This is a genomic window from Microbacterium sp. KU4F (assembly GCF_056868075.1).
In genome coordinates this window covers 2,624,683-2,650,433 of the sequence record NZ_CP200324.1, presented here as the reverse complement: position 1 = coordinate 2,650,433, position 25,751 = coordinate 2,624,683, and the positions used below count along the sequence as shown (strand labels likewise).

The window sequence follows — 25,751 nt, the reverse complement described above, 5'->3', positions numbered from 1 at the left end:
GGAACACAACAAAAAAGAGCCGCCCCGCGGCAACGGGACGGCTCGGAAGCCCTGAGAAGGTCAGGTCTCATCCAGAGCACTGACTGTACCGGAGTTGGCAGCCACAGACTAGTGGCGCTCCGCCTCACGGCACCCGGCCCAAACAGTTAGGAGTTCCGATGGGAACTGTACGTCGCTCTGCATCCACCGGCCGTTTCGTCACCAAGGCCACCGCCGACCGTTGGCCCGGAAAGACCACGACCGAACGTGTCGGCTCCGGCACGAGCAACTCCACCACGGTGCACCGGTCTGCGTCGACCGGCAGATTCGTCACTGAGGCCACAGCCAACCGAAATCCGGGCGGCACGATCAGCCAGCGCGTCTGATCCGACTCGCGAAGGGCTCGCACGTCCCCGTGCGGGCCCTTCGTGTTCTCGCCCGAGAGTGAAGCCGGCGCGATCCCCTCTGCCTGCGCTCGTAGATGAGATCTGCTCAGCACGGTTCGTTGCGCACCGAAGATAGAGCCCCGCCCTCAACCCGAGTCAAGTCGTTGGGCGGGTTGCTGCTACGCATTGAGTGCAAATCCGACCTGTGCACTACAGTCGAAGCGTTGACTCCGAGGGGGAAGTTGGGTATGTCAAAGCGCTTCTTTATTTCTCATGCAGGGCCGGACAAGCCGCTAGCCATTGAGCTAAAGAGTTCACTGGAAGGTGACGCTTGGGTCGACTTGTTCGAGATCGACCTCGGAGACGTACTGTGGCATGAGATCAGTGACGGAATAGAGGCTGCGACGGACTTTGTTCTCCTCTGGTCGAAAGACTCAGCTGAGTCGAAGTGGGTTCAGTATGAGATAACGCTGGCCTTCACTAGATGGCTCGAAGACAGCGCGATAGCGCTTCGCATAATCTGCCTAGATGACACGCCAGTGCCGCTTCGCTTGCGACCGTTTCTTCAGGCGCGCGATGCGAGAACGCCGAAGCTAATCGCGAACCTCCTAATCCGCAACGACCCGGCACCATCCCCGCGACGAAGGTTCTTCAACCGGAATGAGGAGATCGGCGCAGTAGAAGAACATCTGTACGCATCTACGACGGCCGCTCTGTGGATTTGCGGAGTTCCAGGCAGCGGAAAACGCTCACTCGCACGCGAGGCACTTCGACGCATAACAACTGGGGAAGGGACAGTTGTAAGGATTCGCGTTACTGATGGGGTCGCTGAGCCGGAGTTCGACCTACTAGTCTCTTCATCTCTCGGGCAATCCCCAGCAGCGGAATCAGCAACCCTAGCGGAATTTGCCGATCACACGGGCGCTATGATCCGCGAATTTGTGAACGCGGGTGGAGTACTCGTCATCGAAGATGCGGAACACTGGCTCACTGAGGATGGCACGCTTGGACGTCTAGCCGAGCAAGTGGTTGCGGCAGTGACCGGAATCGACTCAAACATCAATCGCCTGGTCGTGTTCACCTCGAGACGCCGTCCGCGAGTCGACCGATCGCAGGAAGACGCAGTACAAAGTCTCTATCTGAGCGGACTCGACGCGAAGCACGCCGTGCCCCTCTTGCGTTCGCAGGGAGCGGACGGATCCGACGACGACCTGAAGAGGATTTCGCTCGAACTCGACGGACACCCTCTCGCATTGGAAGTCGTTGCGCCACAGCTTCCGCTCGATGCGAAACTGCTTAACGACAAGCGCCATGAGATTGCCACAGACTTGATCGACCCCAGCCGCCTATCTGGTGCAACTTGGCGAATGCTCGAAGTTCTTTCTTTGGTAGATGGCCCGTTGTCCGGCGAAGATCTCGCAGACCACTTAAGACTCAGCGCTGACGAATTTTCGTTAGTTGTCGATGAAGCGACGAGCTATGCGCTCGTGCGCCTGAACGATTCAGGAACCCTCACGCTTCATCCGTTGCTTCGCGACTATTATCTTCGCTCATTCCGCAAGCAGCCGGACTATATCTCTGAGACCAATGCGCTAGCAGATGTGCTCTTGACGCGCTTGCAGGAGATGGCTTCGACCGACGCAACCTATACAAGTTCACTTCTTTCCACAGTCAAGGTCCTCGGCCTGTCTGGACGACTCCAAGAGGCGCGTGAACTTCGCCAGGGTCTAATTGGCACCCTTTACGAGACAGGTTTGGAACTGTTTCACGAACGGCGCTACGAGGCCGCTCTCGAGTATCTCGAAGAAGCGTTGACAGGTGATAGCGATGTCGACCTGCGCGCGAATCGGGTCCGGATCAAGACGCTTGCCTACCTCAAGCGAATGCCTGAGGCCCGCGCACTAGGCGACGATCTCGTTCTTCAATACCCGCGAGACGCGGGGGTTCTTCGAGACCGCGGACGTGTCGAGCAGATCGACCGGCGGTGGCCGGAAGCGATCTCGTGGTACGAGCGAGCGATCCCCTTTAGGAGCAACAAGGCTCAGTTGTATGCAGACATTGCACAAGTTCGGGTGCGCATGGAGGATTGGCCCGGTGCCGCCGCAGCGGCGAAGACAGCGATCGACATGGGTGGCGACACACCGTACGCGCTATCTACTTACTCACAAGCCCTGGAAGCGCAGAACATGCTTGTTGACGCGAGACGGGTGATGGCGCAGGCGGTCGGTAGGGAGCCAAAGAACCCACGCTATCGCTACCGACTCGGACGTATCGCTCTGCAGTTGGGCGACAGGATTAGCGCCATGCGTGAATTCTCTAAGTGCATCGAACTCGATCCCTCGTTCGTGGAGGCGCCGCTCTCCCTCGCCAATGCGCAGATTGACGAGGGCCTCATTTCGGAGGCGAAGGAGACGCTCGCCACGATAGAGCAAACACCCTCCGCCCCGTCCGCCGTGTTGTACAACATCAAGGCGAAGCTAGCTCTGGCTGACGGCGACTTGATCGGCGCACAGCACGCGTCGGATTCCGCGTTGCAAGACCGCCGAGATCTTCAGAATCTCGTACTGGGAATACGGGTTCTCATCGAGCGAGCAGAGAAAGGTCAGATTCCGGTGGGTCAGGCAGCGGCTGGCGTCACCCTTCTCGCCAAGGAGCTCGATGCCCAGGGAGATCTGTCAGCAGTACTCGACCTCTCCCAACGATTCCCCCGATACTTCGGATGAAGCGTCAATCGGGGCGGCGCGTGACCAGAAACGGCCCCTGAAGGTGCAGGAGCCCTTCCGACAACGCGGTGCGTCATGGACGGTCACGCAGCACCTCAATGCCGTCTCGACGAAACCCTAGCTCCACAGGAGCACTTCCTATCTATCTGCCCGATGCTCGGTCTCGCTGGGCGCTCCCGGCTGATCACGAGCTACTCGGTGGGGACTGCGCGCTGTGGTTGCTTCAAGGTGAGGGCTTGGAGCGCCTGCCCGTGGAGTTCTTGGCGAAGCGCTGAACTGCCCCCATTTTGATATGCGGTCAACGTGCTTTGATCGAGCAGTACGATCTGGATCGCGGTGTTGGCGGCGGCTTGCCGAGCGTAGTCCAACACGGAACGCGCGAAGCCGCCTGTACTCACGATCACAACGACCTGCGCTCGAAGAAGCGTCGCCATTCCGACTTCCTTGGCAAGAACCTCCAATCGCACAGGGGAGCCTGTGTTCTTGCACTGGAACAGCCAGCGTGAGAAGTGAAGGTGTGCGCCCTCGGCCACGAGGTCTACTTCGGCGCCGCCCGTCGCGATCCCGCGAGCGCGAAGTTCTACTGGGAAGAGACCGCACTCCGCCACGAGGCGCAGCGCAAGCAGTTCCAGCGCGATGCCTTTCGTATGAGTGTCGCTAGACAGAAGATCGCGGAAGATGTTCGCGAGAGGTGTCGCGAGTTGTTCTCTAAGGTCTGCGGGCAACGGTCCGAACTGTAGGTTCTCGATCTTCTCGACGTCGAGCGCGAGGGTCTTCTCGGTAGGCGTTATCCGCGCAACGAGACGCGCACGACCACCGCCGGTTCCTTCCAGAACGATCCATCCCGCATTCGCCAACGGGTCGTAAACGTCTCTGCGTAGCTGGCCTTCGTCGAACGTCAGACCACGCAGCCGGAACAGGGCCACTAGATCCCGTGCGGCGATGGGCGTCTGGTCGGACTCGGCGCGAATGCGGAGGGTCGTGAGTACCTGGCGCTGAAGTTGACTGAGCGCACTCCACCCGGCTATGCCTTCGGCACTCACGCCTGCCAACTCTTCGAACCGCGTTTCATCAATGTTCCAGCTGGAGTCCACCACACTTGCCGCCGCGAGCCAGTCACGTAGACGGCTGTAGTTGACGTTGTTGTTCGCGATGTCAAAACCGAAGGAACGAAGTTGCTCGACGACGGTGCGCTTGGAGACCACGCCGTCCCGCCGACGCACGAACCGGGCAGCTTCTAGTAGTTCGATTCCATACCGCTCCCGTAAAAGATGCCCCGCAAAAGCCTTCAGCGCCGCTTCCCGGCTCTCCGTTTCGGCGACACGGACGATCTCGTCACCCAACGCTGATCGAGTCGGAGCGCTCGTTGATGCGGTGACCAGCCCCGCCTGGCGCATTCCCGAAATGACGTTCCCAGCGAGCTTCCTCTGCATCGCGATGCGACGCGCCGGCTCAGACGCGAGTGACGAAGCCGCCTCATCAAACCAGCGTGCCCGGATTGACTCGATCAAGGAAGCTCGGTCGAGACCCGCGGCGAGCAAATCGAGCAACTCGAACAGTGAGTCAGCACCACCCAACGTCTCGGGATTGAACTCGATTAGAGCCGGGAGCTTAGGGGCGTCTGTCAACTCCGACATCCCTAGGCAGCCATATCCTCAGACACCGAGATCGCGTCAAGGTGCGACGCCACGGCTCTCCCGAGCGCTTCAGCGAGTACAGGCGGCACGGCATTACCAATCTGACGCCACTGCTGTTCGACCTTCCCCCCCAGGTACCAACCGTCAGGGAACGTCTGCAGTCGCTTGACCTCCTCAATACGCAGAATCCGGTTGCGCCAGTGAAGCGGCCCCATGTTGTTTGATCGGCGGGCCTGAATCGTCCACGCGGGCATATCCGGCGACAGCTTCAGGAGAAACGACCAGTACCGACTGCGCCACTCGAACTGTGGGTTTGGATGCCCACGCTTGGCGGTGAAGAAGAGGTAGTTGTCTCCGGGAGGAATCTGCTCCAGAAGGCTCCGATGCTTACCGCCCGCGACGTGTCCGGCATCGCTGGCATTCTCTTCTGTGTCCAGATCGCTGAGAACCGAACCGGCAGTTCTCCATGCGGGCAGTCCTCCCTCATCCGCCAATTTCGGATCAGCGTTGGTCGCCGTAGGCCACTCGAACTCGCTGCCGTCCAGCGTCCCGACTATAAAGAACCGCTGACGGATCTGCGGCACGCCATAGTCGGCCGCATTAAGAACGCGAGTAGCAGTCGTGTATCCAAGAGACTTTGCCGTGGCGAGAATGTGGTCAAGCGTATCCTTGTGCACCTTGAAAGCCATGCCCGCCACATTCTCCAGAACGAAGCTGCGCGGGCGGAGCCAAGTGAGCGTGTCGAGGTACCCGGTTATCGTGACCTCTCCCACAGGGTCATCCATCGCGCGCGGCTTATCCGTCAGGTAGAAACGGCTCTTCGAGAACGGGGGGCAAGGCGGACCGCCCACCAGGAGGTCTACGTCCTGTAGCGCCTCCGCTCCCACTAGGGCGACGGCCTTATCCCGGGTGAAATCGGCGATGCTGCCATGGAAGAACTTCGAGCGCGGAAAGTTGACTGCATGACTTTCCGCCGCAAACCGGTCGGTGTCCACGCCCACCAGGATCTCGAACCCGGCGTTCTGAAAACCCAAGTCAAGCCCGCCGCATCCAGAAAAGAGACTCACAGCCGTGCGTCGCCCGCCAGTCATGCGGCCACGCTCACAACGCCAAGAGACGCCGTAACCGACTCCACCATGGCCTGACCCATAACAGAAGGCACCGCATTCCCGATCTGCCGAACCTGCTCTCGGCGCGGTCCCGCGAATACATAACCACGAGGAAAACTCTGCAGTGCAGCGAGTTCAGGGACGCGAAGACGGCGCCCCTCCCAGTGGAAAGGACCGGTCCACGGCCCCGGGCTGGCTGGGATCGTCCAGGACGGTCGATCCGGGCTGAGCTTCAGAAGGAAGTTCCAGTAACGCGTTTCCGTCTCCCAGGTTGGGTTGGGGTGTCCCGCCCACGCGGTATGGAACTTGTAGTTCATGCCCGGTGGGATTGCGCGAAGGTGCTCAGCCCAACGACCAGATACATGCTCCGCGTCTTCCGGCAAAGACTCCAGGCCCTCCAGCGCTTCCCCTGCGGTCACCCAGGGCAGGACCCCAGGGCCCGCAGCTTGGGCGTGCGACTGCATCGGCACCTGAGGCTGGTCGTTGAGCGAGCCAAGGAGGAACACCCTCTGCCGGCTCTGCGGCGCACCATAATTCGTCGCAGTCGCCACAACCGTCGTAGTTTGGTAGCCCGCAGCCTCCGCGTCAGCCCTCAGCGCCTCGAACACGTGGCGGTTGCGAGGGTGCAAGATGCTCGGGACATTCTCAAAGACAAACCCCGACGCGTCGCTCTCCAGAACTAGCCGCCAGTACTCGTGGACGAGCGTGCGGCGGCTATCTTCACGAGCCTCGATGGGTACGCCTGACCGCTTGGCTTCTTCGCCGCGCGCTCGCGCACGGCGATAAGAGGCCTCCTCACCAGGGTCGAGCCAATACGCGGCCTTGCTAAACGGCTGGCAGGGCGCACCGCCGATCACGACAACATCCTCGCCACGGCGCAGACCCGCTTCGCGACGAAGATCAGCGCCAGTCAAGGTAGTTACATCAGCCTCCACGACTCGTCCGTCGTGCAGGCCAGGATTTGTCCTTAAGGTCTGGCAGGAGAAGGAGTCGCTGTCCACCGACAGACGCAAGTCGCCCCCGGCCTGCATCGCACCGATCCCCAACCCACCAGCACCCGAGAACAAGTCGATGACTGCAAACGAAGACGACATCTGGAACTCCTCCACGATCAGAACGACCCGACGCTACAAGGGGCCTCTGACACCCGGTCTGCTACAGGTTAGGCGGGACCGTAAGCCACCGTGTGAGGCGCGCCCGGACTATCGCCCAAGCGTTCATGAATCTTGCAGAGCCAGCCTGAGGGTGCAGGTGTGCCAGTCGTAGCGGACCGGGCTCACCGATACACAATGGGCGATAGGGGCTAGTCCGGTCGCGAGTGCCAGGGGCTTCATCATTCCACATCGGGAGTGTGATCCGTAGCTCGTCGCGGGTCCAGCGGATCGGCAGTGCAGAGCGGTAGCCTGCCGTTCGAACACCCTGGAGGCGTCCGTGGACGACGACGATTCGATTGATGCGCGGCTCGATGACGCTGTCAGCGCCACTGATCCGGACAGAGTGGAGCAGCTGGCGTCTGACGCCAACACGCAGGTGAGAGACCTCCTGCTATCCCGGAAGCCGCTGCCCGTCAACATCTTCCTGCTGCTCTTCGAAGCCACCCCAGAGTGGCACCGCCCATGGGTCTTCCAGCAGTACGCCAACACTCCTGAATGGGCTGCATATGCCAACGTGGAGGGTGTGACGGAGGAGTACCTCTTCGCCATTTACAGCGCGTAGCTTGATCCCTCGTCAGGTTCTGGTGAACCAACGCCAGCTGGGTTGCGTATGAGCACCGAAAGCTCCGCGCTCGTTGCGGCGCAACCAGTCCCACGAACTGGGATCCTCGGCGCCCCACCCGAGCGCCGCCGTTATCTCCTCGCGTGATGGCTGTTTCCCGCGGGTCACGACGAGCACCTTCGGCTTCTCCTCGCGGCTGATGAACTCACGCCTGAGCAGGTCATTAACCGCCACGTCCCTGAAGCTGTATCCGATAATGAGCCAGTGGTTGGAGCGAACAAGGCCCCTATTGAACATGTCGTAGGCGAGCTTGAAGGGATGATTCTCGACATCCTCAATCTTCTGTCGTTCCCTGTTGAGGACCACCAGCGGGCGCAGATCGGTTGTGCCTCGACGCAGCTTTCGGAAGAGCTTATGTCGTCCCACCTGATCGCGAGTGAGCTTGCCGTATTTCTCGCCGTCGTCAGTCATCCAGTAGGTGAGAGAGCCGTGGAGATGCAGGAGGTGGACGGGACAGCGGCTCAGGGTCGGGAAATCTGCGGCGCTCTCCCGCAGCCGCTGCGCTGCGATCTTGTCCTTCCCCATCTGCCATGTCTTCCAGCCGTGTCCGACATCCGCGAAGCCTCTTGTATCGACGCTCATGAGAGCGGCGAGAAGGATTGTGTCGTAGTTGAGGTTCCCGAAGCTGATACGCCCTGGGAACGCGGCGTAGATAGCTCGCAGTAGTTCGTTAAGTGGCTCTGAGTCGGTGTAACTGCTCTTGCTGTTCTCATAGACGACTTCGAGAACGTGACCAGTTCCAACGTTGCGCAGTTCTTCCGCGAAGTCGATGACCTGCGTGATTGCACTGCGGAGCTTCTTGTCGTCGGGGTAAGACAGGTTCGCGAGCGCTTGAAGATGCGTCAGACTGCGGCTCTCCGCGCCGAACGCGCCAACAAGTCGCTCGAAGTCATGATTGCTGGTTTGCCCGGGCGGTAACCACGCGTCCGCGAGTTCCCGCATCGCTCTGGCAACATTGCGCCCACCATCACCAGAGTTATGGATGCGCTTCCGGACCCGCTTCGTAATGTTCGACAGCAGCAGCTTGTCATTGAATGCGATGGATAGACCGTTGCCGACAAGCACCGCCACATCGCGATTGTCCTCATCCGGCATCCGTCCCCCTTGAGATTGATAGCTATGCGCAGTGTATGGGCTATCAGTAACCGCACACTGCAACCTTGTTACCACTGGCCCTAGGGGACACCTCAGGCGAGAGTCGAAGGCTCGCTGCCGCGCTTCTGCTTCCGCTAACTCAGTTCGCGCTTGCAGGCGAGTAAGCGGTCTGCCGAGTCCGCGCTAGCTCCACAGGTAGGTCGCGTCACGTTCCGCCTGCGCCAGCACCTCGCCCGCCGATCGCGACGCACCGGTGGCCGAGCGCAGGGCATCCTTCAGCGCTTGGACTGAACGCAGCCACTCGGACTGCGCGTAGGCGTACGCAGCTTGTGCACTGCCGTCCCAGCTTGAGAGAACCGCGCCGACCTCGGTGTCGAGTCGCTCGAGGATCTCGTCGAGCGACTTAGCCGCCTGCGTCAATACGTCAACCATTTCAGATTGACGATCGGGGTCAAAGGAGAGGCTCATCAGCCCTCCGACTCCTGGTTGATCAGGTCAACGGCGTCGCCGGGCACGCATTGCGACGTGCCGGAGAGACCGTAGAGACCCGGCTCCGTGTGGAACGCCAACCCCTCAACGGGGCCGCCCGTTGCGTAGACCGAGTACACGGGATCCGAAACGACACGGACTTCCATGCCCAGCGATTCCCAGTAGTCCGCCACTTTCTTAGCGTTTGAAGCATGATCAGTCAGAGGTTCGCGGGCGTATGCCCAGGTCACGTTCGCGCCTTCGCCAGAATCAAGGGAGCAGGGACCCCAGGCGGGCGGGCTGATCTCGTCCCAGCCGTCCGCGGCGAGAAGCGCCGCTGTGTCCTGGATCGCCGTGATGAGCTTCTGGCGAGAGTCTTGGGGTGTCATCTGCTCTCCCTGATCGCTTGTGCACGCACTGACCGTCAGTACCGCCAACGCAGCGGCTGCGAGGGCAGCCGATCGACGTACAGTCCGGCGGATCATCAACGTTGCCCTCCTCGGGGCCCTCTGGTCGGAACATCGGGCGCCGGGTCCTGAGTGATCAGGTCGCCGTGGCCGGTTGTCGCGAGCGCGATATTCGAGAGGGACTCCGTGTTCTGATCAAGATAACCCGTGAAGTCATCGGTGTGGGTGCCGTGGTCGCGCACTCCGGTGAGGCCATCCCCACCGTTGACTCCGAACACCTGCGCTCCGAAGTCCGGGCCAACAGGATTAACAGGGTGGAACCAGCTCTCCCGACCGAACCATGCCCATTGATCGCCACTGTTGGGAAAGATCGCCAGCGAGTCCGTCGCCTGCCCGGCGAAGACTTGCGCGGCACGAAGGTCGCTCGCTTCATCAATCTCTCTCGGGAGCCCGGCAGATCCGACGCTCACGAACGTGTCTACGGGCCGTTCAATCTGGGTCAGCGCGATCGAAGAAGTAGTGGTCCCGTATGAGTGACCGAGAACGTTGACGGTCGACTCATCCGCACGAACTGACTGCAATCCGGTGATGCTCGCATCGAGTCGCGTTGCCCCCGCTTCCGCATAATCTGTGCCCAGCACTCCGAAGCCGCCCTGCACGACAGGGACCGGCGGCGTCTCGTACCCAATCCAGGCGATGACCGAGTGAGTGCGCGTCGGGTCAACGATCGTTTGCTGAGCTTGCAGATTTGCGGCGTCCCGAGCCCAGCCCACCATGTCCGCAGTCGTTGCTCCCATGCCGGGGACCGCGAACGTCACGTTTGCGGCACCATCAGGATTCCCGATCGCCACAGCGGCCAGGGGCGGAACGTGGTCCGTCAAGGACACCAAGAACCGATCATGGCCCTTAACGGACGCCGCGACATTCTCGAGGGCATCGACTCGCGCCTGCAGATGCTCGACCGCTGCTCTGTAATTGTCGATACTCCCGCTGTCGTTCCATCTAGGGATATCGAGCTTCTTCGCGTCCAGTTCTGCCTTCGCTGCGGCGAGCTGGTCATCAAGATAAAGCCTGTTCGCCGTGTTGCGGTCGGTGTAGCTCACGCCCTCCAGGTTGCCAATGACAGCAGGGCGTAGGTTGATGAGCGCGTCGCGCTGGGATTGCGTGAAAGCACTCCACCAGGAATTGACGGCTTCAGGGCCCGCCGCGGCGACGAGGTTCACGATCTCTGGCCGCAGCGCGAGCACCGTCGTCATCTCCGCGGCGGTCAATCCCGACAGCAGCGCGAGTGCCTCCTCGGGAGTCGATGTGACCTTGCCAAGCGCATCCCAGACGTCTTCTCCGAGCTGGGGCTCTTTGGCGGCCTCACGAAGGCTCGCGGCCGCGCTGTCACCCGCGGCGGCGACGCGCGCGCGGGCATCGGCGAGGATCTGCTGGGCGCGCGCCTTGTCAGGGGCGCCTGCTTGGATTGCCTCGCCACGTCCGCCGTTCGGGAACGCTACAGAGAGCTTCGCGTCCGTCGCCGCTTGCCCTTCCTCCCACGCGTCAATGGCGGTCTCCGCTTGGAGTTGCGCCCAGCGGAGTACGGATGCATACCCGATGAGCGCCTGAACCGCCGCGCCATACACGTCGGAGAGCAGAATCCATCGAGAGCCGACGGACTGTACCCGCGACTCGAACGCGTCCGCGCTGCTTCCCGTCCAGCCTTCGGGGGCAGGGAAGCGTCGAAGGGACACGCCAGTCTCCTCCGCTAAAGACGCTCGCTGCTGCCACGTCGCCGCGAGATCTTCGACACTCTCGGGCGAACCCGGAATCAGTTGCCGGGGGTCGAATGTCTGGCCGAGCTCTGCCATCAGAACATCCCTGGATTGATGCGCTGAGTAGAGCTCGCGGCGTCCTCGTCGGCGCTCTCGAAGATCTTCGCAGTGCGCCTCAAACCCTGTGCAACAGCGACCGTGGTCTGTCGGCGCGCTGTCCAACTCGACGAAGTCTGCTGTTCGAACTCGGAAATCGCAGACGCCAGCGCATCATGACCGGCATCCACACAGGTCCCCGTCGGCGCCGCTGCAACGCTGTCCGCCAGCTGCTCCACCGACGTCGACGCAGCGCGAAGAGCATCTGGATCGACGGCGTACGCGGACATAGAAAAAGGGTAGAACGATGCCTCTAAATCCCGCGCGGCACGGCGTTTGCGCTGTGGAAAAGCACCCGGCGATTCACCCTGAGAGGGTCACTTCCGGGTGCTCATCCACGCATAGTTGGGATTACTGCGCGGCGTCGTACGCCTCAAGAACAGCGGCAGGGACGCGTCCGCGAGCGCTCACTTCGTAGCCATTGGCGGCTGCCCACTCGCGCACAGCCCCGAGGTCTCGGCTGTCCTTCTTCGCCGCGCGCCCACGCGTCGAGGTGCTGCGGGAAGCGCTCCCAATCGAGCGCCCGGCCTTGATAAACGGCGCGAATGCCTCACGGAGCTTTTCGGCATTCGTGTCCGAGAGGTCGATTTCGTAGGCGCGACCTTCGAGAGAGAAGTGGATGGTCTTGCCGGCCTCAAGAACTTCGCCGTCGAGGTCGTCAATGAGTCGGGTGATCTGCTGCTTAGCCATAGCTAGGGAGTATGACACATCAAACCAATGGAACACCGCCACTTGCGCCAAAAGCGATCCCCGCTCTTTCATGCGCCCGCAAACAAATAGGGCGCCCGCGATGCGGACGCCCTATTTGCCGGGATCCTGTTAGGCAGCTTCGCGGCGGCGGTGCTTTGCAAGAAGCAGGACGGTCGCGCCGCCGAGAAGAAGCGTCGCCGCAGCGATACCGATGCCGGCGCCGGCACTTCCGTCTACGCCCGTTGCGGCAAGCTCGGCGCCACGAACCGTGAGGTTGAGCCACAGCGAGCCGCTCACGGCACCGCGAACCTCGATCTGATGGGCACCCAGCGGGAGGTCAGCGGGGATTGTGATGGCCTGAGTCAGCGAGCCCGACGCGTCCGCGGTGCCACTCCAGAGCCGGACGGGTGTGCTGTGGATCCAGATCTGGACGGGTTCGTTGGCCGCAAGCCCGGTTGCCGTCACCGTCACGCCGCTTCCGGCCAGAACACTCGTGGCGGAGAGCGAGGCTGCGGGGGTAGAAGGAGCGGTCGTTTCGGAAGGCTGAGGCACGGGCGTCGTGGGCTCCGGCGTCGGCTCAGGCGTGGTAGGCGTCGGCGTGGGTTCGGGGGTCGGCGTGACCGCGGTGACCGTGAACGGCACCGTGGTGAATATGGTCGGTTCCGGACCGCCGCACTCGCAGTTTTCGATCCGGTGGACCCCGACCGAGACGTTGTAGTTACCGGGGGCGAGGGCGAACGTCTTGCTGTAGGTGCCGACCGACGAGATGGTGAGGTAGTCGATGGTGCCCTCTTCACGGTTCGCGTTCGACGGGTAGACATAGATGCGCAAACTGTAGGGCCGAGTGGGAACCTCGTCGCTGACGTTGGGCGCATAGTCGAAAGTGACGGTCGCAGAATCGGGCATTGCCGTGTCGACGGCGACGTTGTTCACGATCACCTGGGGCACGTCGTCGGCAGCACTGGCGGCCTGCGGCAGGATCGCGAGTGCGGCGACGGTCAGCGCGACAGCTGCGACGGATGAAGTGCGCCGGAGGCGGCGCCAGGGTCGGGTCATGGTTGGGATCCCCCAGTTCGGCTCAGTTCAGACTCAGACGGTGCCCAGCAACCGTGGAGCGTGCCTCAAGGTCGGCAGAGCATGATCCATTATGCATAATTTATCATCCCCCGCGAGTCGCATGGTGACGAGCGTGGAGGGATGGCCAAGCGCATCCCTCCCCCAGAGTGGGGACCGTACGTTCAGAGACTCGGCGTAGAACTGCACCGTCGACGGATTGCCGCGGGGCTCAGCCAGGAGCAACTGGCGGCGGCAGCGGGGATCACCAGGGCGACGTACGCGCAGTTGGAGAAGGGCTTGTCCCGCCCCGATGTAGCTGCTAATCCGTCCCTCTACACCCTCGCAGCGCTCAGCAGCGTGCTGCATGTGGACATAACAGAGCTAATCCCCAGGAATGCGCCCGACGTTTCGGCATGGAGATGACGCGACACCGACTCCTCACTCTGGACCGAGGCCGAGCAGCCTCGCCAAAGCCAGGAATGCTAAGAAGAAAATGCCCGCCAGCACGGTTAGGTGCATTGTAACGGAATGGAGCAACTTCGAAAGCTGCTGGCGACGCGAAAGTGTCCGAAAGTAGGACTGAACGGCAATGCGCCTTCCGAGCTTTGTCCGCTTTATTTCCTCGTCGTACACAGACGGTGATAGCTTATCCCGTCGCTTGTCGATCCGCGCCTTTTTCTGAATATAGTAAAGCTGCGTGTCCAGTCTCAAAAGTCCCATGGGCCCGGCGACGAAAAAATAGACGAACCACCAGAAGGGCGAGAGTTTTTCCTTAATGGGCGTCATCCCCTCGGCACGGTCAATCTCAGCTATCTTTTCGACCGCTTCCCCCATGGAAAGAGATGTCTGGACAGCATCCTGCTCCGTGGGGCTGACATTCCGACGCCCAGGTGCCGAGGTTGCCGCCAGAGAGACTTTCCCACCGCGCAAGGCAGGGCCGTCTACGTGAGTCCAGAAGACGAGCTCTGCGAGCGCGTCCGGGTCGAGAGAAGCGATGTGCCGCGACATCGCCGCCCACACAGCTTCGGCGAGCTCCCCGAGTCGACGGTCCTGACCCGAAAGCTGACTCCGGCTTCCGTAGCCACCCTCCGCGGCAGCGATCAGCTGGCGCTCCGTTTTCGTGAGGGTAGGCCTACCATCAGACTGCCCGACCCGCCCCACATAACTCTTCAGAGGTCTCCCCGTAGGCCCAAAGCCGACCTGAGGATCCGAGGGATACCGTTGAAACCCAAGGAGAATCCGACTTGCCAGCAGAGGGCGCTCAGCGCCTTGCTCGCTGATCCTGACGACCTCTTTGAGTGCTGCCCAAGCGACTCGCTCCGCAATCCAGAGATCACTCAGCTGTGCGATCCTACGCACAGTCGACACCACCGCAGGAGCTGCACTCAAATCGACTGGCGGATCGCTGCTTTGAAGAAGGACACAGATTTCCAGCGCCTCGACACATGTTGGCTCGTACTTTCCCACTGAAACACACCTTCTTGCCGGATCATTTCATTGACAGTGAGTCGATATTAGTTTATAATGCGCGACGGGTGGCCCCCAGACCTACAGGGAGGCCACCATGGGCCTTGGAACAGACGCAGTTAGAACACCGCTATCAGCTAGTTACGCATTCGAAGAATGGCTCGCAACGGAGCAGTTCCTCGCTGTGGTTGAGCACTGCCGAGAGGAGGGGACTGAACCGACCTGCCTCCTGGACATCATCACTCTCTGGGTGGTGAACACGGACGCCGCACTCCACTATCCCAACTTCCAGACATTCCTGCTGAGTGTCCTGGAAATCGTGAACCAGTGGCAGCGCGATACCCAAGTATTCCGTAGTTCATTCCTCTGGCCGCTACCAGAAGGGCAAAGTGAGGACGGACTGATCATCGGCACGCTCGCCGGCGACCGTGAAGGATCAGCCATAGGTAGGGCGGTCATGAGTCACCCCGTGATGCACGAGGCGAACTTCCTCCTCCATCAGGCCGCATTGCGCATGGCAGCCGGTTCGCAACAGTCGGTAACCCGATAGGGAAGCAACACCCATTCACAACCAACAGGGCCACCTAACCCGCTCTTAGAGAGCGGGTTTTCCTTTCCGCGGGCGCGTGCACGGTGTGCAACACATCCTGCACACCGTGCACACGAAGCTTGCACCGCAATCTAATCTTCGCGCCTAGATCTCCGAGGCACCCTCGTGTCAGCCTGACCGCAGATCGTAGTGAGTATGTCGACTACGACCTGACGCAGTTGGCGACCGCACGGTCCATGCGGTCGCCAACCACTTCAGCGTCACGAGACCCAGCTACCAACTTCGTCGCGTGGCGGTCACTTCCAACCCAGAGAGGACAGTCATGACGAACTCGACTGTATGCCAGCAAGCTGTGCCGTGGTACGGCTTCAACATCTACAAAGACGGCGCGCTTCTGCGCGAGGAGCACGTGCACGCCGCCACTTCAGCGATTGCGGAGGTGAGGGTGCTTCGGCGCCTCAAGGACGGCGAGTATCCCTGGTACGCCGTCCCTCGCCTGATCACTGCCGAGGAGCACCAGGGCTGCGACTGCGGGGACTGGTCGTGAGCGGCGAGGTCCAGCGGCCGTTTGGCTCTCGGACGACCGCACTCGGAGTATCGGTCGGCGGTGGCATCGCCCGGCAAACGAGACGCGAGATCGAACAGATCGCCGCCAACGCCGACGTCATGGCGATGGCAGAGCAGGGGACAGCCTTCCTCCACAGCGTCGCACTTTCCAACATTGCGACTCTCGTGTCTCAGGCTGAGGCGCACATGAAGGTCGCGCCGGCCGGGGGCGCGTACTACGAGGCCATCATCGCGAATTATGCGATCACGGCCGGTCAGCGTCTGTCTCGAGGTCTGGGATGAGCGCCCTCGATGTCATGAGCATGGTGCTCGCGATCGTCCTCGTCGGCGGAGCGGCAGCATACGTAATCCCTGACGCCGTCGAGAAGATGACTGTCCTCCGCCGAGAGCGACGCGTCAAGAAGCTCAATGTGAAGCTCGAACGTACGCGCGGAGATCTTCGCCGAGCTGTTCAAGAGCTGTGCCTGGCGCTGAACGACGACGCCGCTTACGCCCGCGGTGAACTCGCGCGAGCGGCGACTGACACCCAGGACTCGTCCCGCAGTGAGTGAGTCGATGGCCGAGGGGGGCGGCACCGCTCTACAACGCCCCCTCGGCCATCCTTCCGATCCAGAAAACAGGGAAGTCATGTCCGAGAACCCTTCCGGTCTGACGAAGCGCTTGGCGCTCTTCGGGCTCGCAGTCTTGTTCACCGCGTGGGCGTTGTCCGTCGCGGTGAACTTCATCGCCAGCGTCTGGTGGCAACTGCTGATCATCGCCGTCGTCGCCGTCGTCATCGTTGTCGGAATTGCAACGTGGAGATCGCGTCCATAAATCGCCACCAAACCACTAGAACCCACCCGTCCGATCGGTCGGACGAAATGCACACTTTCTCGAAAACCATTATTTACGTAGATGCCGCAGTAGCTCATAGTGGTGCGTGAATTCGCGCCAGTCTATGAGCGCGATATTACGCAGCCCTCGTCCCGCTACCAGACGAGCCCGGCGCGTGCGAACCAATTAATCGTTCACGTCACGCGGTCATACCCAGCCGCTGTGTCTTTCGTGCGCCTCTTAGGGGGGAGACGGCGATAGACGTGTCGACGTGAGAAGGGAGGGCACATGAATCAACCGAGCAAACCTATGGACGACTCCAAGGTCGTCGGCGCTGAGCAGACCGACGTGCGCGACGAGCTTTCGCTTCGGAAAGTGGCGCGGGCGGTACTCGCAATCGCGAGACGTCAACTGCACCAGGAAGCCGATCAGGTCGCGAGATCAACAGAGGAGGTGGGTGATGCGCGCGGGTAGGCCCTTCGTCTGGCGCGAGTTGGTCGTGCACCGCCCGCTCGACGAGTCGGACGCGGTCGAGATGCTTCGCCGCGTCGCCGATGATCAGTCCCACACCGGACTCGTGATCGAACTTCGCGGCGATGACCACGGCGTTCGGCTGCTCGTCAAAGCCCGAGTAGACGCACTCAGCCGCATAGCCGCAACCTTCGACGGAACGCTCAGCAAAGCGCATCCTCGTGAACCCGTCAGCCGCGCACGCGCAATCCAGCCACGACCGTCGGACCGAGCGTTCGCAGCGGACCCACTCGCGGTCTCGACCCGAGAGCTGTACCGCGCAGTCAGCGCAGCCAAGGCGGGCGAGGTTGCCGCCCTTCAAGTCATCCTCGGCGCTCGACTCGGGAGCAGCACCGCCGTACCGCAAGCGACGTCAGCGAGCATCCTCGCCGCGGTGCTTGGCACAAAGGCGGAACGTCTCGACAATCTCGTAAGTACCCAGCGACTGCAGAAGGCGCGCTCGGACGGCTTCACCGCTTCGATCCGACTGGGAGCGACCGCCGATTCATCCGACAGAGAACGCGCACTCCTTCGACGACTCCACAGCGCCGCGCGCCGACTCGAAGCTCCCGGTGTTCGACTGACCGTCCGCGGTACCTCCACACGGTCGTTCGACCGAGGATCGTTCCCGCTGTGGTGGCAGCGCCTCACGATCCGAGAGGCGGCAGCGCTTAGCGGGCTTCCCATCGGAGATGAACTTCCCGGACTCCCCGCGCTGCACCCGGTCTTGCTCCCTCCGCCGTACCGCACAACCACTGAGGAAGGACGCCTCGTCCTCGCAGACGCCACAGCGCCAGGCGTCAACGGCACTCTCACCCTTGGCGAGGACGCCATCCTGCGGGGCCTCCACGTACTCGGACCTGTGGGAGTCGGGAAGTCGGATCTCGCGGCGAACCTTCTCGTGCAATGGGTCGATCAAGGCAAAGCCGCCCTGGTCCTGGAGCCGAAGGTCGACTTGTCGACGGCAGTAGTTCGCAGAGTGGCTCCGAAGCACCGCGACCGCATCGTGTACTTCGACCTGCTTTCCGAAGACGGCGTGATCGGCCTCAACCCCTTACGCCTCAACGGTCAGCCGCTGGAGGTCGTGGTCGACAGTCTGGTGAACATCTTCAGCTCGGTGCTGTCAGACGTGATCGGTGTCACGACCCGCGACCTTCTCCACGCCGCATTGAGCTCACTGGCGCAGTACCCCGGAGCGACACTGCTCATGCTGCCGCTGCTGCTCGCTGATCCGAAGTTCCGCCGCAAGGTTGTCGTCAACGTCGCGCACGACGTCTTCTTGCAGGCTTATTGGGCGGAGTTCGAAGGCAAGTCAGAGCAGGCGAGAGCACACCTCGTGTCGCCAGTCCTCGTACGACTACGCGGGCTGCTGCTGCGCCCGTCCTTTCGTCGGTCGCTCGGACAAGCTGAGCCCAAGTTCGACGTACGCGAGGTCTTCGGGGAAGACCGACGGGTGCTGCTCGCTCCGCTACCCGAAGCTCAGCTTGGCAAGCAGGGCGCAGCCCTCCTCGGATCGCTCCTCCTGCACGAAGCATTCGTCGCCATCCGGGAACGAGCGCTGATTCCCGCTGAGCGGAGGCATCCCGTCATGGTCGCCCTTGATGAGTGGCACCGGTTCACCCACGGCACCCAGGACTTCGCAGAGGCACTGACGCTATTTCGCGGCTACGGCGCGGGCTTCGTGCTCTGCAATCAAGTCCTGTCACAGATCAGTCGTGAGCTTCGGGACGTCGTGACCGGAACAGTCCGCAGCCGGGTGTACTTCCAACTCGGCGCCGAGGATGCCGCCATACTCGCTCGCTACTCGCCAGAGATCGAAACCACTGACCTAATGCAGCTGGAGCAGTTCAACGTCTACGCCGCGCTCTACGAAGACGGACGAACCCAGGGATTCGCGTCGGGGCGCACGATCAAGCTCCCAGAGCCGCTGATCGAAGCAAGTCAGATACGCGCCGAGAGCCAGCGCCGCTTCGGCGTCCCTCCGGCGGAGGTCGAGCGAGAAGTCACCGCCCTCTACAGCGGCACCGATCCGGCTGTCGATCAGGGACGGCCGCCGCCGAACATCGGACGCCGCATCCCCCCAACTACTAACGCTCAACAAGGAGACCCCTCGCAATGAACACGAATTCAGAACCAGGCGCATCATCCAAACCCCGCGTTGCCAACTCCGTGTCCGATCGCTCTACCGGTCGCGTCGCCCACGATCCCTCGCCACCCGGCACACCGGCTGCCGAATCTATCGATTACGGGATCGACAGTCATGCCTTCGGCATGACACCGCCCGAAAGCAACGGTCGTATCGGCAAGCTTCGTCTCGACGCCCTCCGCATGAGCCTTTCGGCCCGGGACACTCGCATCATCGGCACCTTGAAGCAACACCGCTTCCTCTCCACCAACCACGTCGAACGCTGGCACTTCTCAGATCACGCATCGAAACTCAGCGCGGCCCGGACAACGCGCCGTGTACTGGCTCGCCTCAAGCACCTTGGGGTCATCACCGCACTTGATCGCCGCCTCGGGGGCGTGCAGGGCGGTTCCACCCAGCACGTCTGGCACCTCACACCCGCGGGCGAGCGTCTTGGCGCTGACCAGTCAGGACGCCGGGTAAGGGAGCCGTCGACGGCGTTTCTGCATCACGAACTCGGCATCGCGAGCGTCCATCTCGCATTCATCGAGGCTGAGCGAGCCGGGATGCTTCGCCTGATCGACTTCACGACAGAACCCAGATGCTGGCGGCGATTTCCGGGAGTAGGTGGGCAGGCCGTAACCCTGAAACCCGATTTCTTCGCGGTGGTCGCTGCACACCCAGGCTACGAGTCGCTGTACTTCGGAGAGTATGACCGCGCGAGCGAGTCCGCTCGAACGATCGTCCGGAAGGCCGGCGTCTATGAGTCCTACTGGCGCACGGGCATCGAAGAACGGCGCTCAGGCGGATTTCCTCAGGTGCTTTGGATCGCTCCCGAAGAGACCCGGTTGACGCGTATTCAGCGCGAACTCGGAAAGACCGCCGGAATCACGATGGAGCTTCACGCTTTCACGACACCGAGCGAGGTAATCGCCGCGATCACTGCCGAGGAGAAGGAGGCACAAGGATGACCAGGTCAGACCCGCGCCTCCTCATCGGCGATGCCGCAACAACACTGGCGACCCTCCCTGCCGCGTCCGTCGACATGGTGTTGACGAGCCCTCCGTACGCGAACGGGCTCCGCGACTACGGAGTGGTAGGACAACTCGGAAACGAGGCCACCGTGCAGGAGTGGGTCGACGACGTGTTAGCGGCGCTCACGCCGCTTGAGCGGGTCATGAAGCCCGATGGCACCTTGTGGCTCAACGTCGGGGACAGCTACTCGCGTACTCCTGGTGAAGGCGCACCGCGAAAGAGCTTACTGCTCGGCCCGGAGCGCCTGGCGCTCGCGATGATCGAGCGCGGATGGTTGCTTCGCAACAAGGTCGTCTGGGCAAAGCCGAACGGTTTGCCCACTGCGGTGACCGACCGGCTCAGGAACAAGTGGGAGGTGGTCTACGTCTTCGCGCGCACTCCCAGGTACTTCTTCGACCTCGACGCAGTGCGCGTGCCACACCTCACGAGGCCCCCACGGCGCCGCGAATCGCTCCCTGCGCGCACGCGCCCTGACACGTGGCAGGGACGGAAGGGAGACCGTGGTGACGGTCTTCAACGACTGCGGGCGCGCGGCCGCGTCGGACACGATCTGGGCTCGAACCCAGGCGATGTCTGGCTCATTCCAGTGAGCGCCTGGAAAGGGGACCATCACGCCACGTTTCCACTCGCCCTTGCAGAGCGCTGCATCCGGGCTGGCTGTCCCGAGGGCGTCTGCACCGGATGCGGAACACCATGGCGTAGAAACGTCGTTCGCAGGCTCGGCGCTACGGCGGTCCGCGGCGCGCTCCAACCTTCGTGCGCCTGCGAGACGCCTTCGCTCCGCCAGGGCGTTGTCTTGGACCCATTCATGGGGTCCGGAACCACTGCCATTGCCGCAGAGAACCTCGGGCGGTCGTGGCAGGGAATCGAACTCAATCCCGACTACGGCGATGTCGCGATCAATCGGATCGAAGAGGCTCGCGGAAAGCGCGCGGCCGGGTCAAAGCGACGCCGTCCCGCATAACATTTGTATTCACTTGCATATATATGCGTTCCGTGGTCCACTGACCACAGCACCAAGCGAAAGGAGGTGAATATGCCGAGAAGGAGCGTGAGGCGCTCGCCGATCGATGCGCAACGGGTGATCCGCTATGGTCACTCCACTCATCAGCCGGAAAGTGGAAAGAGTGCGAGACCAATGGTCGAAGAAGTCGCTGGATACGTCACCGAAGAGAGCAGGGCATCCGACCCGAAGTGGCTGGCGCGAAAGATGCTCTACGACGGCGCACACAGCAATCTCGTGCAACGGCTCCGCAACGGTGAGACACCAGGCACACAACCACTCCATACCCCGGCGGTCGAGGCACGACGACACCGCCGCGGTCGAGCCGCCGTCTACGCCCGCGTCAGTACCGAAGAGCAGGCGCGGATGGGTGGCGGGCAAGACGGCTTCTCGATTCCGTATCAACGAGAGGCCTGCGAGCGGTACGCCCGCGATCACGATCTCGAGATCGTCGGCGTCTACGTCGATCCGGGCAAGACGGGCACGACCGCGAACCGAAAGCAGTTCAAGGCGATGCTGAGCGATCTTGGCGAGCTGGGAATCACTCACATCATCGTGCACAAACTCGATCGCCTGAGCCGCTCCCCCAAGGTCGACTACGTCGTTGACGATGCTCGCGAAAAGACCAAGACGGCCTTGGTCTCGGTGACGGAGTACATCGACGAGACACCCCAGGGACTCCTCAATCTGCAGTTCATGCGTGGCGTGGCCGCGTACTACTCGAACAATCTGGCGAGCGAGGTGCAGAAGGGCATCACGACCAAGTTGAAAGAAGGCGGCACCCCGGGTCAGGCACCGCTCGGCTACCTGAACAAGCAACGCAAGGAGGGTCGGGCCGACATTCGTTGGGTGGAGATTGATCCTGATCGCGCAGCGCACATTCGTTGGGCGTTCGAGGAGTACTCCACCGGCAACTGGAGCCTCAAGAACCTGGCGGCAGCCCTCGAGGCGCGCGGACTGCGCAACCGAGCCCGCAACAGGGAACCGAGCCGCCCGGTCACCGTCTCGACGCTGCACCGGATTCTCTCCCATCCGTACTACGTCGGAATCGTCGTCTACAAAGGTGGCTACTACGAGGGGGCGCACCCGCCGCTCATCGCTCGCGAGTTGTGGCTACGAGTCCAAGATGTACTCGCCGCGCACAACAGCGCCGGCGAGAAGGACCGCCGACACCCGCACTACCTCAAGGGCTCGATCTACTGCGGCGAGTGCGGCAACCGCCTCGTCTTCACACGGAACAAGGGACGCCTCGGCGCCTACTACGACTACTTCTTCTGCCTCGGGCGGCGCGCAAAGGCCGCGACCTGCACACGCAAGTACGTGAGCGTCAGTGCGGTCGAGCGCGGCGTCGAAGCCTTCTACGGACGCCTCCACTTCACGTCGGAACGGATCGAGGCGGTTCGAAGGGTGGTGCGCGAGGAACTCGACAGGAGCCAGGCCGACGCGATCTTCACTCTCTCGGAAGCGAAGAGGCGCTATCAGAGCGTGAAGAAGGAACAGGAGGCGCTCCTTAAGGCGCATTATGCGGGAGCTGTCCCACTGGATCTCCTCAAGAGCGAGATGGATCGAACTACCCGAGAACTTGACGCGGCAACCGCGCAGATCCGTACTGCAGAGCAAACCCTGGACCAGTTGGATGAACAGCTCGACCGAGCGCTGGAAGTAGCCCGTCTCTGCGGCGAGCAATACAGCGGTGCCATCCCCTCGGAGCGCAGGATGCTCAATCAAGGCCTGTTTGTAAAGCTCTTCATCGGTCAAGACGGCACTGTCGAAGAGGCCGAGCTACAGGACCTCTTCGCGGGGATCCTGTCCAGGGACACCACCGTGAAGGTCGAAAGTCCCGAACGAGCAGTGATCCCCGTGCCGACGCAAGTCGATGAGGACTCAGGCGCTCGAAGCGGCGCCGGGGCGCTCGTCCCCGTGTCGGAGTGGGGAAGTCGCCCAGAACGCCGCTGGAGCCCCACCGCGGTCCTTCTAAGCGTCACCGACGCCAATGAGACGTCATACGCAAGAACCCCGCCCAAACTTTCGTTTGGGCGGGGTTCGAATAAGGCTCATTTGGCGGAGGGTGTGGGATTCGAACCCACGGGACATTGCTGCCCACCGGTTTTCAAGACCGGGTCCTTCGGCCGCTCGGACAACCCTCCCGACGCGCAGAATGCACGCGCCGAACGGGCCGAGTCTAGTCGACCCGCCGACGGTTCAGAGGCGCCGCAGCACCTCGGCGACGCCGCCGTCGAGCACGGATGCGGTGACTTCACCCGCCGCATCCTGCACTTCCTGCGGGCCCTGTCCCATCGCGACAGCGCGGCCGCCGTGCTGCTTCGCCCACGCGAACATGCCGACGTCGTTGCGGCCGTCGCCCATGACGAGGACGTTCTCGGGCGCCACCTCGAGCCAGTCGCGCACGAGCGCGAGCGCCGTACCCTTGTCGACGCCCTTCGGGGCGATGTCGAGCCAGGCCGTCCAGCCCACGGCGTACGAGACCTGGTTGAGCCCTACGCGGTCGACCAGCTCGACGAAGTCGCCCTCGTTGTGCTCAGGCGAAACGACGACGACACGGGTCACCGGCTGGCGCGCGAGATCCTCGAAGGCGACCTTCGACGCGCGGTCGAGGTTCCAGTCGTCCATGTAGTCGGTGTACTCGCGGCGCCCGTCGGGCAACTCGACGAGATAGTGCGCGTCGGGCAGGTGCTCGCGAAGCAGCGTCAGCACCTCGGCCGCATCGAACGTCTCGACGTGTCTGCGCTCGTAGACGAGGGATGCGGGATCCGCCGCGCCCACGCGCGCCATGATCACGGCGCCGTTCGAGCACACGGCGTAGTCGGGCGCGATCTGCAGCAACTCCTGGATGCCGCGGGTCGCCTCCCAGCTGCGCCCGGTGGCGAGCATCACCTCGTGACCGGCGCGTCGCGCATCCGCCACGGCCTCGACGATCCCGGGGCTCGGCGACTCGTCCTCGAGCAGCACCGTGCCGTCGATGTCGAGCACGATCAGCATCCGCTCCGCATCCGCGGCCGCGATCTCCTCGACGAGAGCGGCAGCTTCGGCCGGCGTCTCGATCTCGATCTCTCCGGTCTCCGGCAGCCGCGCCTCACTCACGCGATCGGCTCCAGAACCTCGAGGCCGCCGAGGAAGGGCCGCAGCACCTCCGGCACGGTGACCGATCCGTCGGCGCGCTGGTGCGTCTCGAGCAGCGCCACGATCCAGCGCGTGGTCGCGAGGGTTCCGTTCAGCGTCGCGACCGGCTGCGTCTTGCCCTCCTCCGGGCGGTACCGGATCGACAGGCGCCGGGCCTGGTACGTCGTGCAGTTGCTCGTGCTGGTGAGCTCGCGATACGCATCCTGCGTCGGGACCCATGCCTCGATGTCGTACTTGCGCGCCGCAGAGGAACCGAGATCCCCCGCGGCGACGTCGATGACGCGGTACGAGAGACCGAGATCCTGCAGCATCCGCTCCTGCATCCCGACGAGGCGCAGGTGCTCGGCCTCGGCCTCTGCCGGATCGACGTAGACGAACATCTCGAGCTTGTTGAACTGGTGCACCCGGATGATGCCGCGGGTGTCCTTTCCGTACGAGCCCGCCTCGCTGCGGTAACAGGTCGACCAGCCCGCGTAGCGCTTGGGCCCGCGGCCCAGGTCGAGGATCTCGTCCATGTGGTACCCGGCCAGGGGCACCTCGCTCGTTCCGACGAGATACAGGTCTTCGTCGTCGAGGTGGTACACCTCGGCGGCGTGCTTGCCGAGGAATCCGGTGCCCCGCATGACCTCGGGACGCACGAGCGTCGGCGGGATGATGGGGGTGAACCCGGCCTGCAGGGCGCGATCGAGCGCGAGGTTCATCAGCGCGATCTCGAGGCGCGCGCCGACACCCGTGAGGAAGTAGAAGCGGCTGCCGGAGACCTTGGTTCCCCGCTCCATGTCGATCGCGCCGAGCAGCTCACCGATCTCGAGGTGGTCGCGCGGGGTGAAGTCGAACGACGGGATCTCACCGTGCGTGCGCAGGGTCACGAAGTCGTCCTCGCCACCGACCGGCACGCCCTCGATGACGATGTTCTCGATCTTGGCGAGCGCCTCCGCGGCTGCCTCCTCCGCCTCGGTCACGGCGGCCTGTGCGGCCTTAACCTGAGCGCTCAGCTCCTTCGCCTCGGCGACGAGCGCAGCCTTCTCCTCCTTGGGAGCGGCGGCCACCCTCTTGCCGTGCGCGTTCTGCGCGGCACGGAGCTCTTCGAAGGCCGTGATGGCCGATCGTCGGTCGCGATCGGCGGCGAGCGCCGCATCCACCGTCTCCGCGGACTCGCCGCGGGCTTCCTGGGAGCGCTTGACGAGCTCGGGGTTATCGCGAAGGAGGGCCAGATCGATCACCCGTGAAGTCTAGACGCGGCGGGTGCGCCGCGGATTCCGCCCGCCGTGTCCCACTTCCCGCAATGCATGTCCCACTTC

At 62.6% G+C, this 25,751-nt stretch carries 26 protein-coding genes, 1 tRNA gene and 1 pseudogene; 14 read left to right on the top strand and 14 right to left on the bottom strand.

The window, feature by feature from the left end; all coding sequences use genetic code 11:
* The first annotated feature begins 158 nt into the window (after nt 1–158).
* Both AC1VNH_RS13375 and AC1VNH_RS13370 read left to right on the top strand, forming a co-directional pair.
* Nucleotides 159–365: an ABC transporter ATP-binding protein gene (locus tag AC1VNH_RS13375; RefSeq protein WP_483111906.1), complete on the top strand. Its 207-nt coding sequence runs from the start codon at nt 159–161 to the stop codon at nt 363–365.
* A gap of 248 nt (nt 366–613) precedes the next feature.
* The gene (locus AC1VNH_RS13370; RefSeq protein WP_483111905.1) at nt 614–3,088 is read left to right on the top strand and encodes a TIR domain-containing protein; all 2,475 of its coding nucleotides are present in this window, start codon (nt 614–616) and stop codon (nt 3,086–3,088) included.
* A gap of 191 nt (nt 3,089–3,279) precedes the next feature.
* On the opposite strand, the gene AC1VNH_RS13365 is transcribed toward AC1VNH_RS13370, so the two are convergent.
* From AC1VNH_RS13365 to AC1VNH_RS13355, 3 genes are read right to left on the bottom strand one after another with little or no spacing between them, the layout of a single operon-like run.
* The gene (locus tag AC1VNH_RS13365; RefSeq protein ID WP_483111904.1) at nt 3,280–4,725 is read right to left on the bottom strand and encodes a restriction endonuclease; all 1,446 of its coding nucleotides are present in this window, start codon (nt 4,723–4,725) and stop codon (nt 3,280–3,282) included.
* A gap of 2 nt (nt 4,726–4,727) precedes the next feature.
* Entirely contained in the window at nt 4,728–5,816 is a 1,089-nt protein-coding gene (locus AC1VNH_RS13360; RefSeq protein ID WP_483111903.1) for a DNA cytosine methyltransferase, read from the bottom strand.
* Entirely contained in the window at nt 5,813–6,943 is a 1,131-nt protein-coding gene (locus AC1VNH_RS13355) for a DNA cytosine methyltransferase (RefSeq protein ID WP_483111901.1), read from the bottom strand. The genes AC1VNH_RS13360 and AC1VNH_RS13355 overlap by 4 nt, the downstream gene beginning before the upstream one ends.
* Nucleotides 6,944–7,265: 322 nt before the next feature.
* On the opposite strand from AC1VNH_RS13355, the gene AC1VNH_RS13350 reads away from it, so the two are divergent.
* Nucleotides 7,266–7,550: a hypothetical protein gene (locus AC1VNH_RS13350; protein ID WP_483111900.1), complete on the top strand. Its 285-nt coding sequence runs from the start codon at nt 7,266–7,268 to the stop codon at nt 7,548–7,550.
* A 12-nt stretch (nt 7,551–7,562) separates the two neighbouring features.
* On the opposite strand, the gene AC1VNH_RS13345 is transcribed toward AC1VNH_RS13350, so the two are convergent.
* From AC1VNH_RS13345 to AC1VNH_RS13315, 7 genes are all read right to left on the bottom strand, one after another.
* Complete coding sequence (locus AC1VNH_RS13345) at nt 7,563–8,705, bottom strand: SIR2 family protein (RefSeq protein WP_483111899.1); 1,143 nt, start codon at nt 8,703–8,705, stop codon at nt 7,563–7,565.
* 183 nt (nt 8,706–8,888) lie between these two features.
* Nucleotides 8,889–9,173 carry a WXG100 family type VII secretion target gene (locus AC1VNH_RS13340; RefSeq protein WP_483111898.1) on the bottom strand — a complete coding sequence of 95 codons (285 nt, stop codon included), beginning with the start codon at nt 9,171–9,173 and terminating at the stop codon, nt 8,889–8,891.
* A complete protein-coding gene (locus AC1VNH_RS13335) occupies nt 9,173–9,562 on the bottom strand; it encodes a hypothetical protein (RefSeq protein WP_483111897.1) in 390 nt (129 codons plus the stop codon). Before AC1VNH_RS13335 ends, AC1VNH_RS13340 begins: the two co-directional genes overlap by 1 nt.
* Nucleotides 9,563–9,657: 95 nt before the next feature.
* Nucleotides 9,658–11,433: an alpha/beta hydrolase gene (locus tag AC1VNH_RS13330; protein ID WP_483111895.1), complete on the bottom strand. Its 1,776-nt coding sequence runs from the start codon at nt 11,431–11,433 to the stop codon at nt 9,658–9,660.
* Nucleotides 11,433–11,723: a type VII secretion target gene (locus AC1VNH_RS13325; protein WP_483111894.1), complete on the bottom strand. Its 291-nt coding sequence runs from the start codon at nt 11,721–11,723 to the stop codon at nt 11,433–11,435. The genes AC1VNH_RS13330 and AC1VNH_RS13325 overlap by 1 nt, the downstream gene beginning before the upstream one ends.
* 121 nt (nt 11,724–11,844) lie before the next feature.
* Nucleotides 11,845–12,183, bottom strand: a complete 339-nt coding sequence (locus tag AC1VNH_RS13320) for a histone-like nucleoid-structuring protein Lsr2 (RefSeq protein ID WP_483111892.1) — start codon at nt 12,181–12,183, stop codon at nt 11,845–11,847.
* A 129-nt stretch (nt 12,184–12,312) separates the two neighbouring features.
* Nucleotides 12,313–13,122: a hypothetical protein gene (locus AC1VNH_RS13315; RefSeq protein WP_483111891.1), complete on the bottom strand. Its 810-nt coding sequence runs from the start codon at nt 13,120–13,122 to the stop codon at nt 12,313–12,315.
* Nucleotides 13,123–13,380: 258 nt separating this feature from the next.
* Here AC1VNH_RS13315 and AC1VNH_RS13310 point away from each other — a divergent pair, with 258 nt between their 5' ends.
* A complete protein-coding gene (locus AC1VNH_RS13310) occupies nt 13,381–13,662 on the top strand; it encodes a helix-turn-helix transcriptional regulator (protein WP_483111890.1) in 282 nt (93 codons plus the stop codon).
* A gap of 15 nt (nt 13,663–13,677) precedes the next feature.
* On the opposite strand, the gene AC1VNH_RS13305 is transcribed toward AC1VNH_RS13310, so the two are convergent.
* Complete coding sequence (locus AC1VNH_RS13305) at nt 13,678–14,706, bottom strand: hypothetical protein (RefSeq protein ID WP_483111889.1); 1,029 nt, start codon at nt 14,704–14,706, stop codon at nt 13,678–13,680.
* A gap of 97 nt (nt 14,707–14,803) precedes the next feature.
* Between AC1VNH_RS13305 and AC1VNH_RS13300 the strand changes: the two genes are divergently transcribed.
* The 10 genes and pseudogenes from AC1VNH_RS13300 to AC1VNH_RS13255 form a co-directional block, all read left to right on the top strand.
* Entirely contained in the window at nt 14,804–15,256 is a 453-nt protein-coding gene (locus AC1VNH_RS13300; RefSeq protein ID WP_483111888.1) for a hypothetical protein, read from the top strand.
* Nucleotides 15,257–15,578: 322 nt separating this feature from the next.
* Nucleotides 15,579–15,803: a hypothetical protein gene (locus tag AC1VNH_RS13295; RefSeq protein ID WP_483111887.1), complete on the top strand. Its 225-nt coding sequence runs from the start codon at nt 15,579–15,581 to the stop codon at nt 15,801–15,803.
* Entirely contained in the window at nt 15,800–16,105 is a 306-nt protein-coding gene (locus AC1VNH_RS13290; protein WP_483111885.1) for a hypothetical protein, read from the top strand. The genes AC1VNH_RS13295 and AC1VNH_RS13290 overlap by 4 nt, the downstream gene beginning before the upstream one ends.
* Nucleotides 16,102–16,374 carry a hypothetical protein gene (locus tag AC1VNH_RS13285; protein WP_483111884.1) on the top strand — a complete coding sequence of 91 codons (273 nt, stop codon included), beginning with the start codon at nt 16,102–16,104 and terminating at the stop codon, nt 16,372–16,374. The genes AC1VNH_RS13290 and AC1VNH_RS13285 overlap by 4 nt, the downstream gene beginning before the upstream one ends.
* Before the next feature lie 4 nt (nt 16,375–16,378).
* Complete coding sequence (locus AC1VNH_RS13280) at nt 16,379–16,636, top strand: hypothetical protein (protein ID WP_483111883.1); 258 nt, start codon at nt 16,379–16,381, stop codon at nt 16,634–16,636.
* Nucleotides 16,637–16,924: 288 nt separating this feature from the next.
* Nucleotides 16,925–17,110 carry a hypothetical protein gene (locus AC1VNH_RS13275; protein WP_483111881.1) on the top strand — a complete coding sequence of 62 codons (186 nt, stop codon included), beginning with the start codon at nt 16,925–16,927 and terminating at the stop codon, nt 17,108–17,110.
* A gap of 61 nt (nt 17,111–17,171) precedes the next feature.
* Nucleotides 17,172–19,265: a type IV secretory system conjugative DNA transfer family protein gene (locus AC1VNH_RS13270; RefSeq protein WP_483111880.1), complete on the top strand. Its 2,094-nt coding sequence runs from the start codon at nt 17,172–17,174 to the stop codon at nt 19,263–19,265.
* Nucleotides 19,262–20,242, top strand: a complete 981-nt coding sequence (locus AC1VNH_RS13265) for a replication-relaxation family protein (protein ID WP_483111878.1) — start codon at nt 19,262–19,264, stop codon at nt 20,240–20,242. Before AC1VNH_RS13270 ends, AC1VNH_RS13265 begins: the two co-directional genes overlap by 4 nt.
* The gene (locus tag AC1VNH_RS13260) at nt 20,239–21,270 is read left to right on the top strand and encodes a DNA-methyltransferase (RefSeq protein ID WP_483111877.1); all 1,032 of its coding nucleotides are present in this window, start codon (nt 20,239–20,241) and stop codon (nt 21,268–21,270) included. Before AC1VNH_RS13265 ends, AC1VNH_RS13260 begins: the two co-directional genes overlap by 4 nt.
* 72 nt (nt 21,271–21,342) lie before the next feature.
* Nucleotides 21,343–22,605 (top strand): annotated as a pseudogene (locus tag AC1VNH_RS13255) (recombinase family protein); the annotation flags it as partial.
* A gap of 763 nt (nt 22,606–23,368) precedes the next feature.
* Here the strand turns inward: AC1VNH_RS13255 and AC1VNH_RS13250 are convergent.
* From AC1VNH_RS13250 to serS, 3 genes are all read right to left on the bottom strand, one after another.
* Nucleotides 23,369–23,456: transfer RNA gene (locus tag AC1VNH_RS13250), tRNA-Ser, on the bottom strand.
* 55 nt (nt 23,457–23,511) lie between these two features.
* Nucleotides 23,512–24,411 (bottom strand): HAD family hydrolase, encoded by a 900-nt coding sequence (locus AC1VNH_RS13245; protein ID WP_483111876.1) that lies wholly within the window; start codon nt 24,409–24,411, stop codon nt 23,512–23,514.
* Nucleotides 24,408–25,673, bottom strand: coding sequence for a serine--tRNA ligase (gene serS / locus AC1VNH_RS13240; RefSeq protein WP_483111875.1), 1,266 nt, complete (start codon nt 25,671–25,673; stop codon nt 24,408–24,410). Before serS ends, AC1VNH_RS13245 begins: the two co-directional genes overlap by 4 nt.
* Nucleotides 25,674–25,751: the final 78 nt, after the last annotated feature.

Coding starts and splice junctions, on each gene's coding strand:
- AC1VNH_RS13375 (WP_483111906.1), top strand. CDS start 159: ATGGGAACTGTACGTCGCTCTGCATCCACCGGCCGTTTCGTCACCAAG.
- AC1VNH_RS13370 (WP_483111905.1), top strand. CDS start 614: ATGTCAAAGCGCTTCTTTATTTCTCATGCAGGGCCGGACAAGCCGCTA.
- AC1VNH_RS13365 (WP_483111904.1), bottom strand. CDS start 4,725: ATGTCGGAGTTGACAGACGCCCCTAAGCTCCCGGCTCTAATCGAGTTC.
- AC1VNH_RS13360 (WP_483111903.1), bottom strand. CDS start 5,816: ATGACTGGCGGGCGACGCACGGCTGTGAGTCTCTTTTCTGGATGCGGC.
- AC1VNH_RS13345 (WP_483111899.1), bottom strand. CDS start 8,705: ATGCCGGATGAGGACAATCGCGATGTGGCGGTGCTTGTCGGCAACGGT.
- AC1VNH_RS13340 (WP_483111898.1), bottom strand. CDS start 9,173: ATGAGCCTCTCCTTTGACCCCGATCGTCAATCTGAAATGGTTGACGTA.
- AC1VNH_RS13335 (WP_483111897.1), bottom strand. CDS start 9,562: ATGACACCCCAAGACTCTCGCCAGAAGCTCATCACGGCGATCCAGGAC.
- AC1VNH_RS13330 (WP_483111895.1), bottom strand. CDS start 11,433: ATGGCAGAGCTCGGCCAGACATTCGACCCCCGGCAACTGATTCCGGGT.
- AC1VNH_RS13325 (WP_483111894.1), bottom strand. CDS start 11,723: ATGTCCGCGTACGCCGTCGATCCAGATGCTCTTCGCGCTGCGTCGACG.
- AC1VNH_RS13320 (WP_483111892.1), bottom strand. CDS start 12,183: ATGGCTAAGCAGCAGATCACCCGACTCATTGACGACCTCGACGGCGAA.
- AC1VNH_RS13310 (WP_483111890.1), top strand. CDS start 13,381: ATGGCCAAGCGCATCCCTCCCCCAGAGTGGGGACCGTACGTTCAGAGA.
- AC1VNH_RS13300 (WP_483111888.1), top strand. CDS start 14,804: ATGGGCCTTGGAACAGACGCAGTTAGAACACCGCTATCAGCTAGTTAC.
- AC1VNH_RS13295 (WP_483111887.1), top strand. CDS start 15,579: ATGACGAACTCGACTGTATGCCAGCAAGCTGTGCCGTGGTACGGCTTC.
- AC1VNH_RS13285 (WP_483111884.1), top strand. CDS start 16,102: ATGAGCGCCCTCGATGTCATGAGCATGGTGCTCGCGATCGTCCTCGTC.
- AC1VNH_RS13280 (WP_483111883.1), top strand. CDS start 16,379: ATGGCCGAGGGGGGCGGCACCGCTCTACAACGCCCCCTCGGCCATCCT.
- AC1VNH_RS13275 (WP_483111881.1), top strand. CDS start 16,925: ATGAATCAACCGAGCAAACCTATGGACGACTCCAAGGTCGTCGGCGCT.
- AC1VNH_RS13270 (WP_483111880.1), top strand. CDS start 17,172: ATGCTTCGCCGCGTCGCCGATGATCAGTCCCACACCGGACTCGTGATC.
- AC1VNH_RS13265 (WP_483111878.1), top strand. CDS start 19,262: ATGAACACGAATTCAGAACCAGGCGCATCATCCAAACCCCGCGTTGCC.
- AC1VNH_RS13260 (WP_483111877.1), top strand. CDS start 20,239: ATGACCAGGTCAGACCCGCGCCTCCTCATCGGCGATGCCGCAACAACA.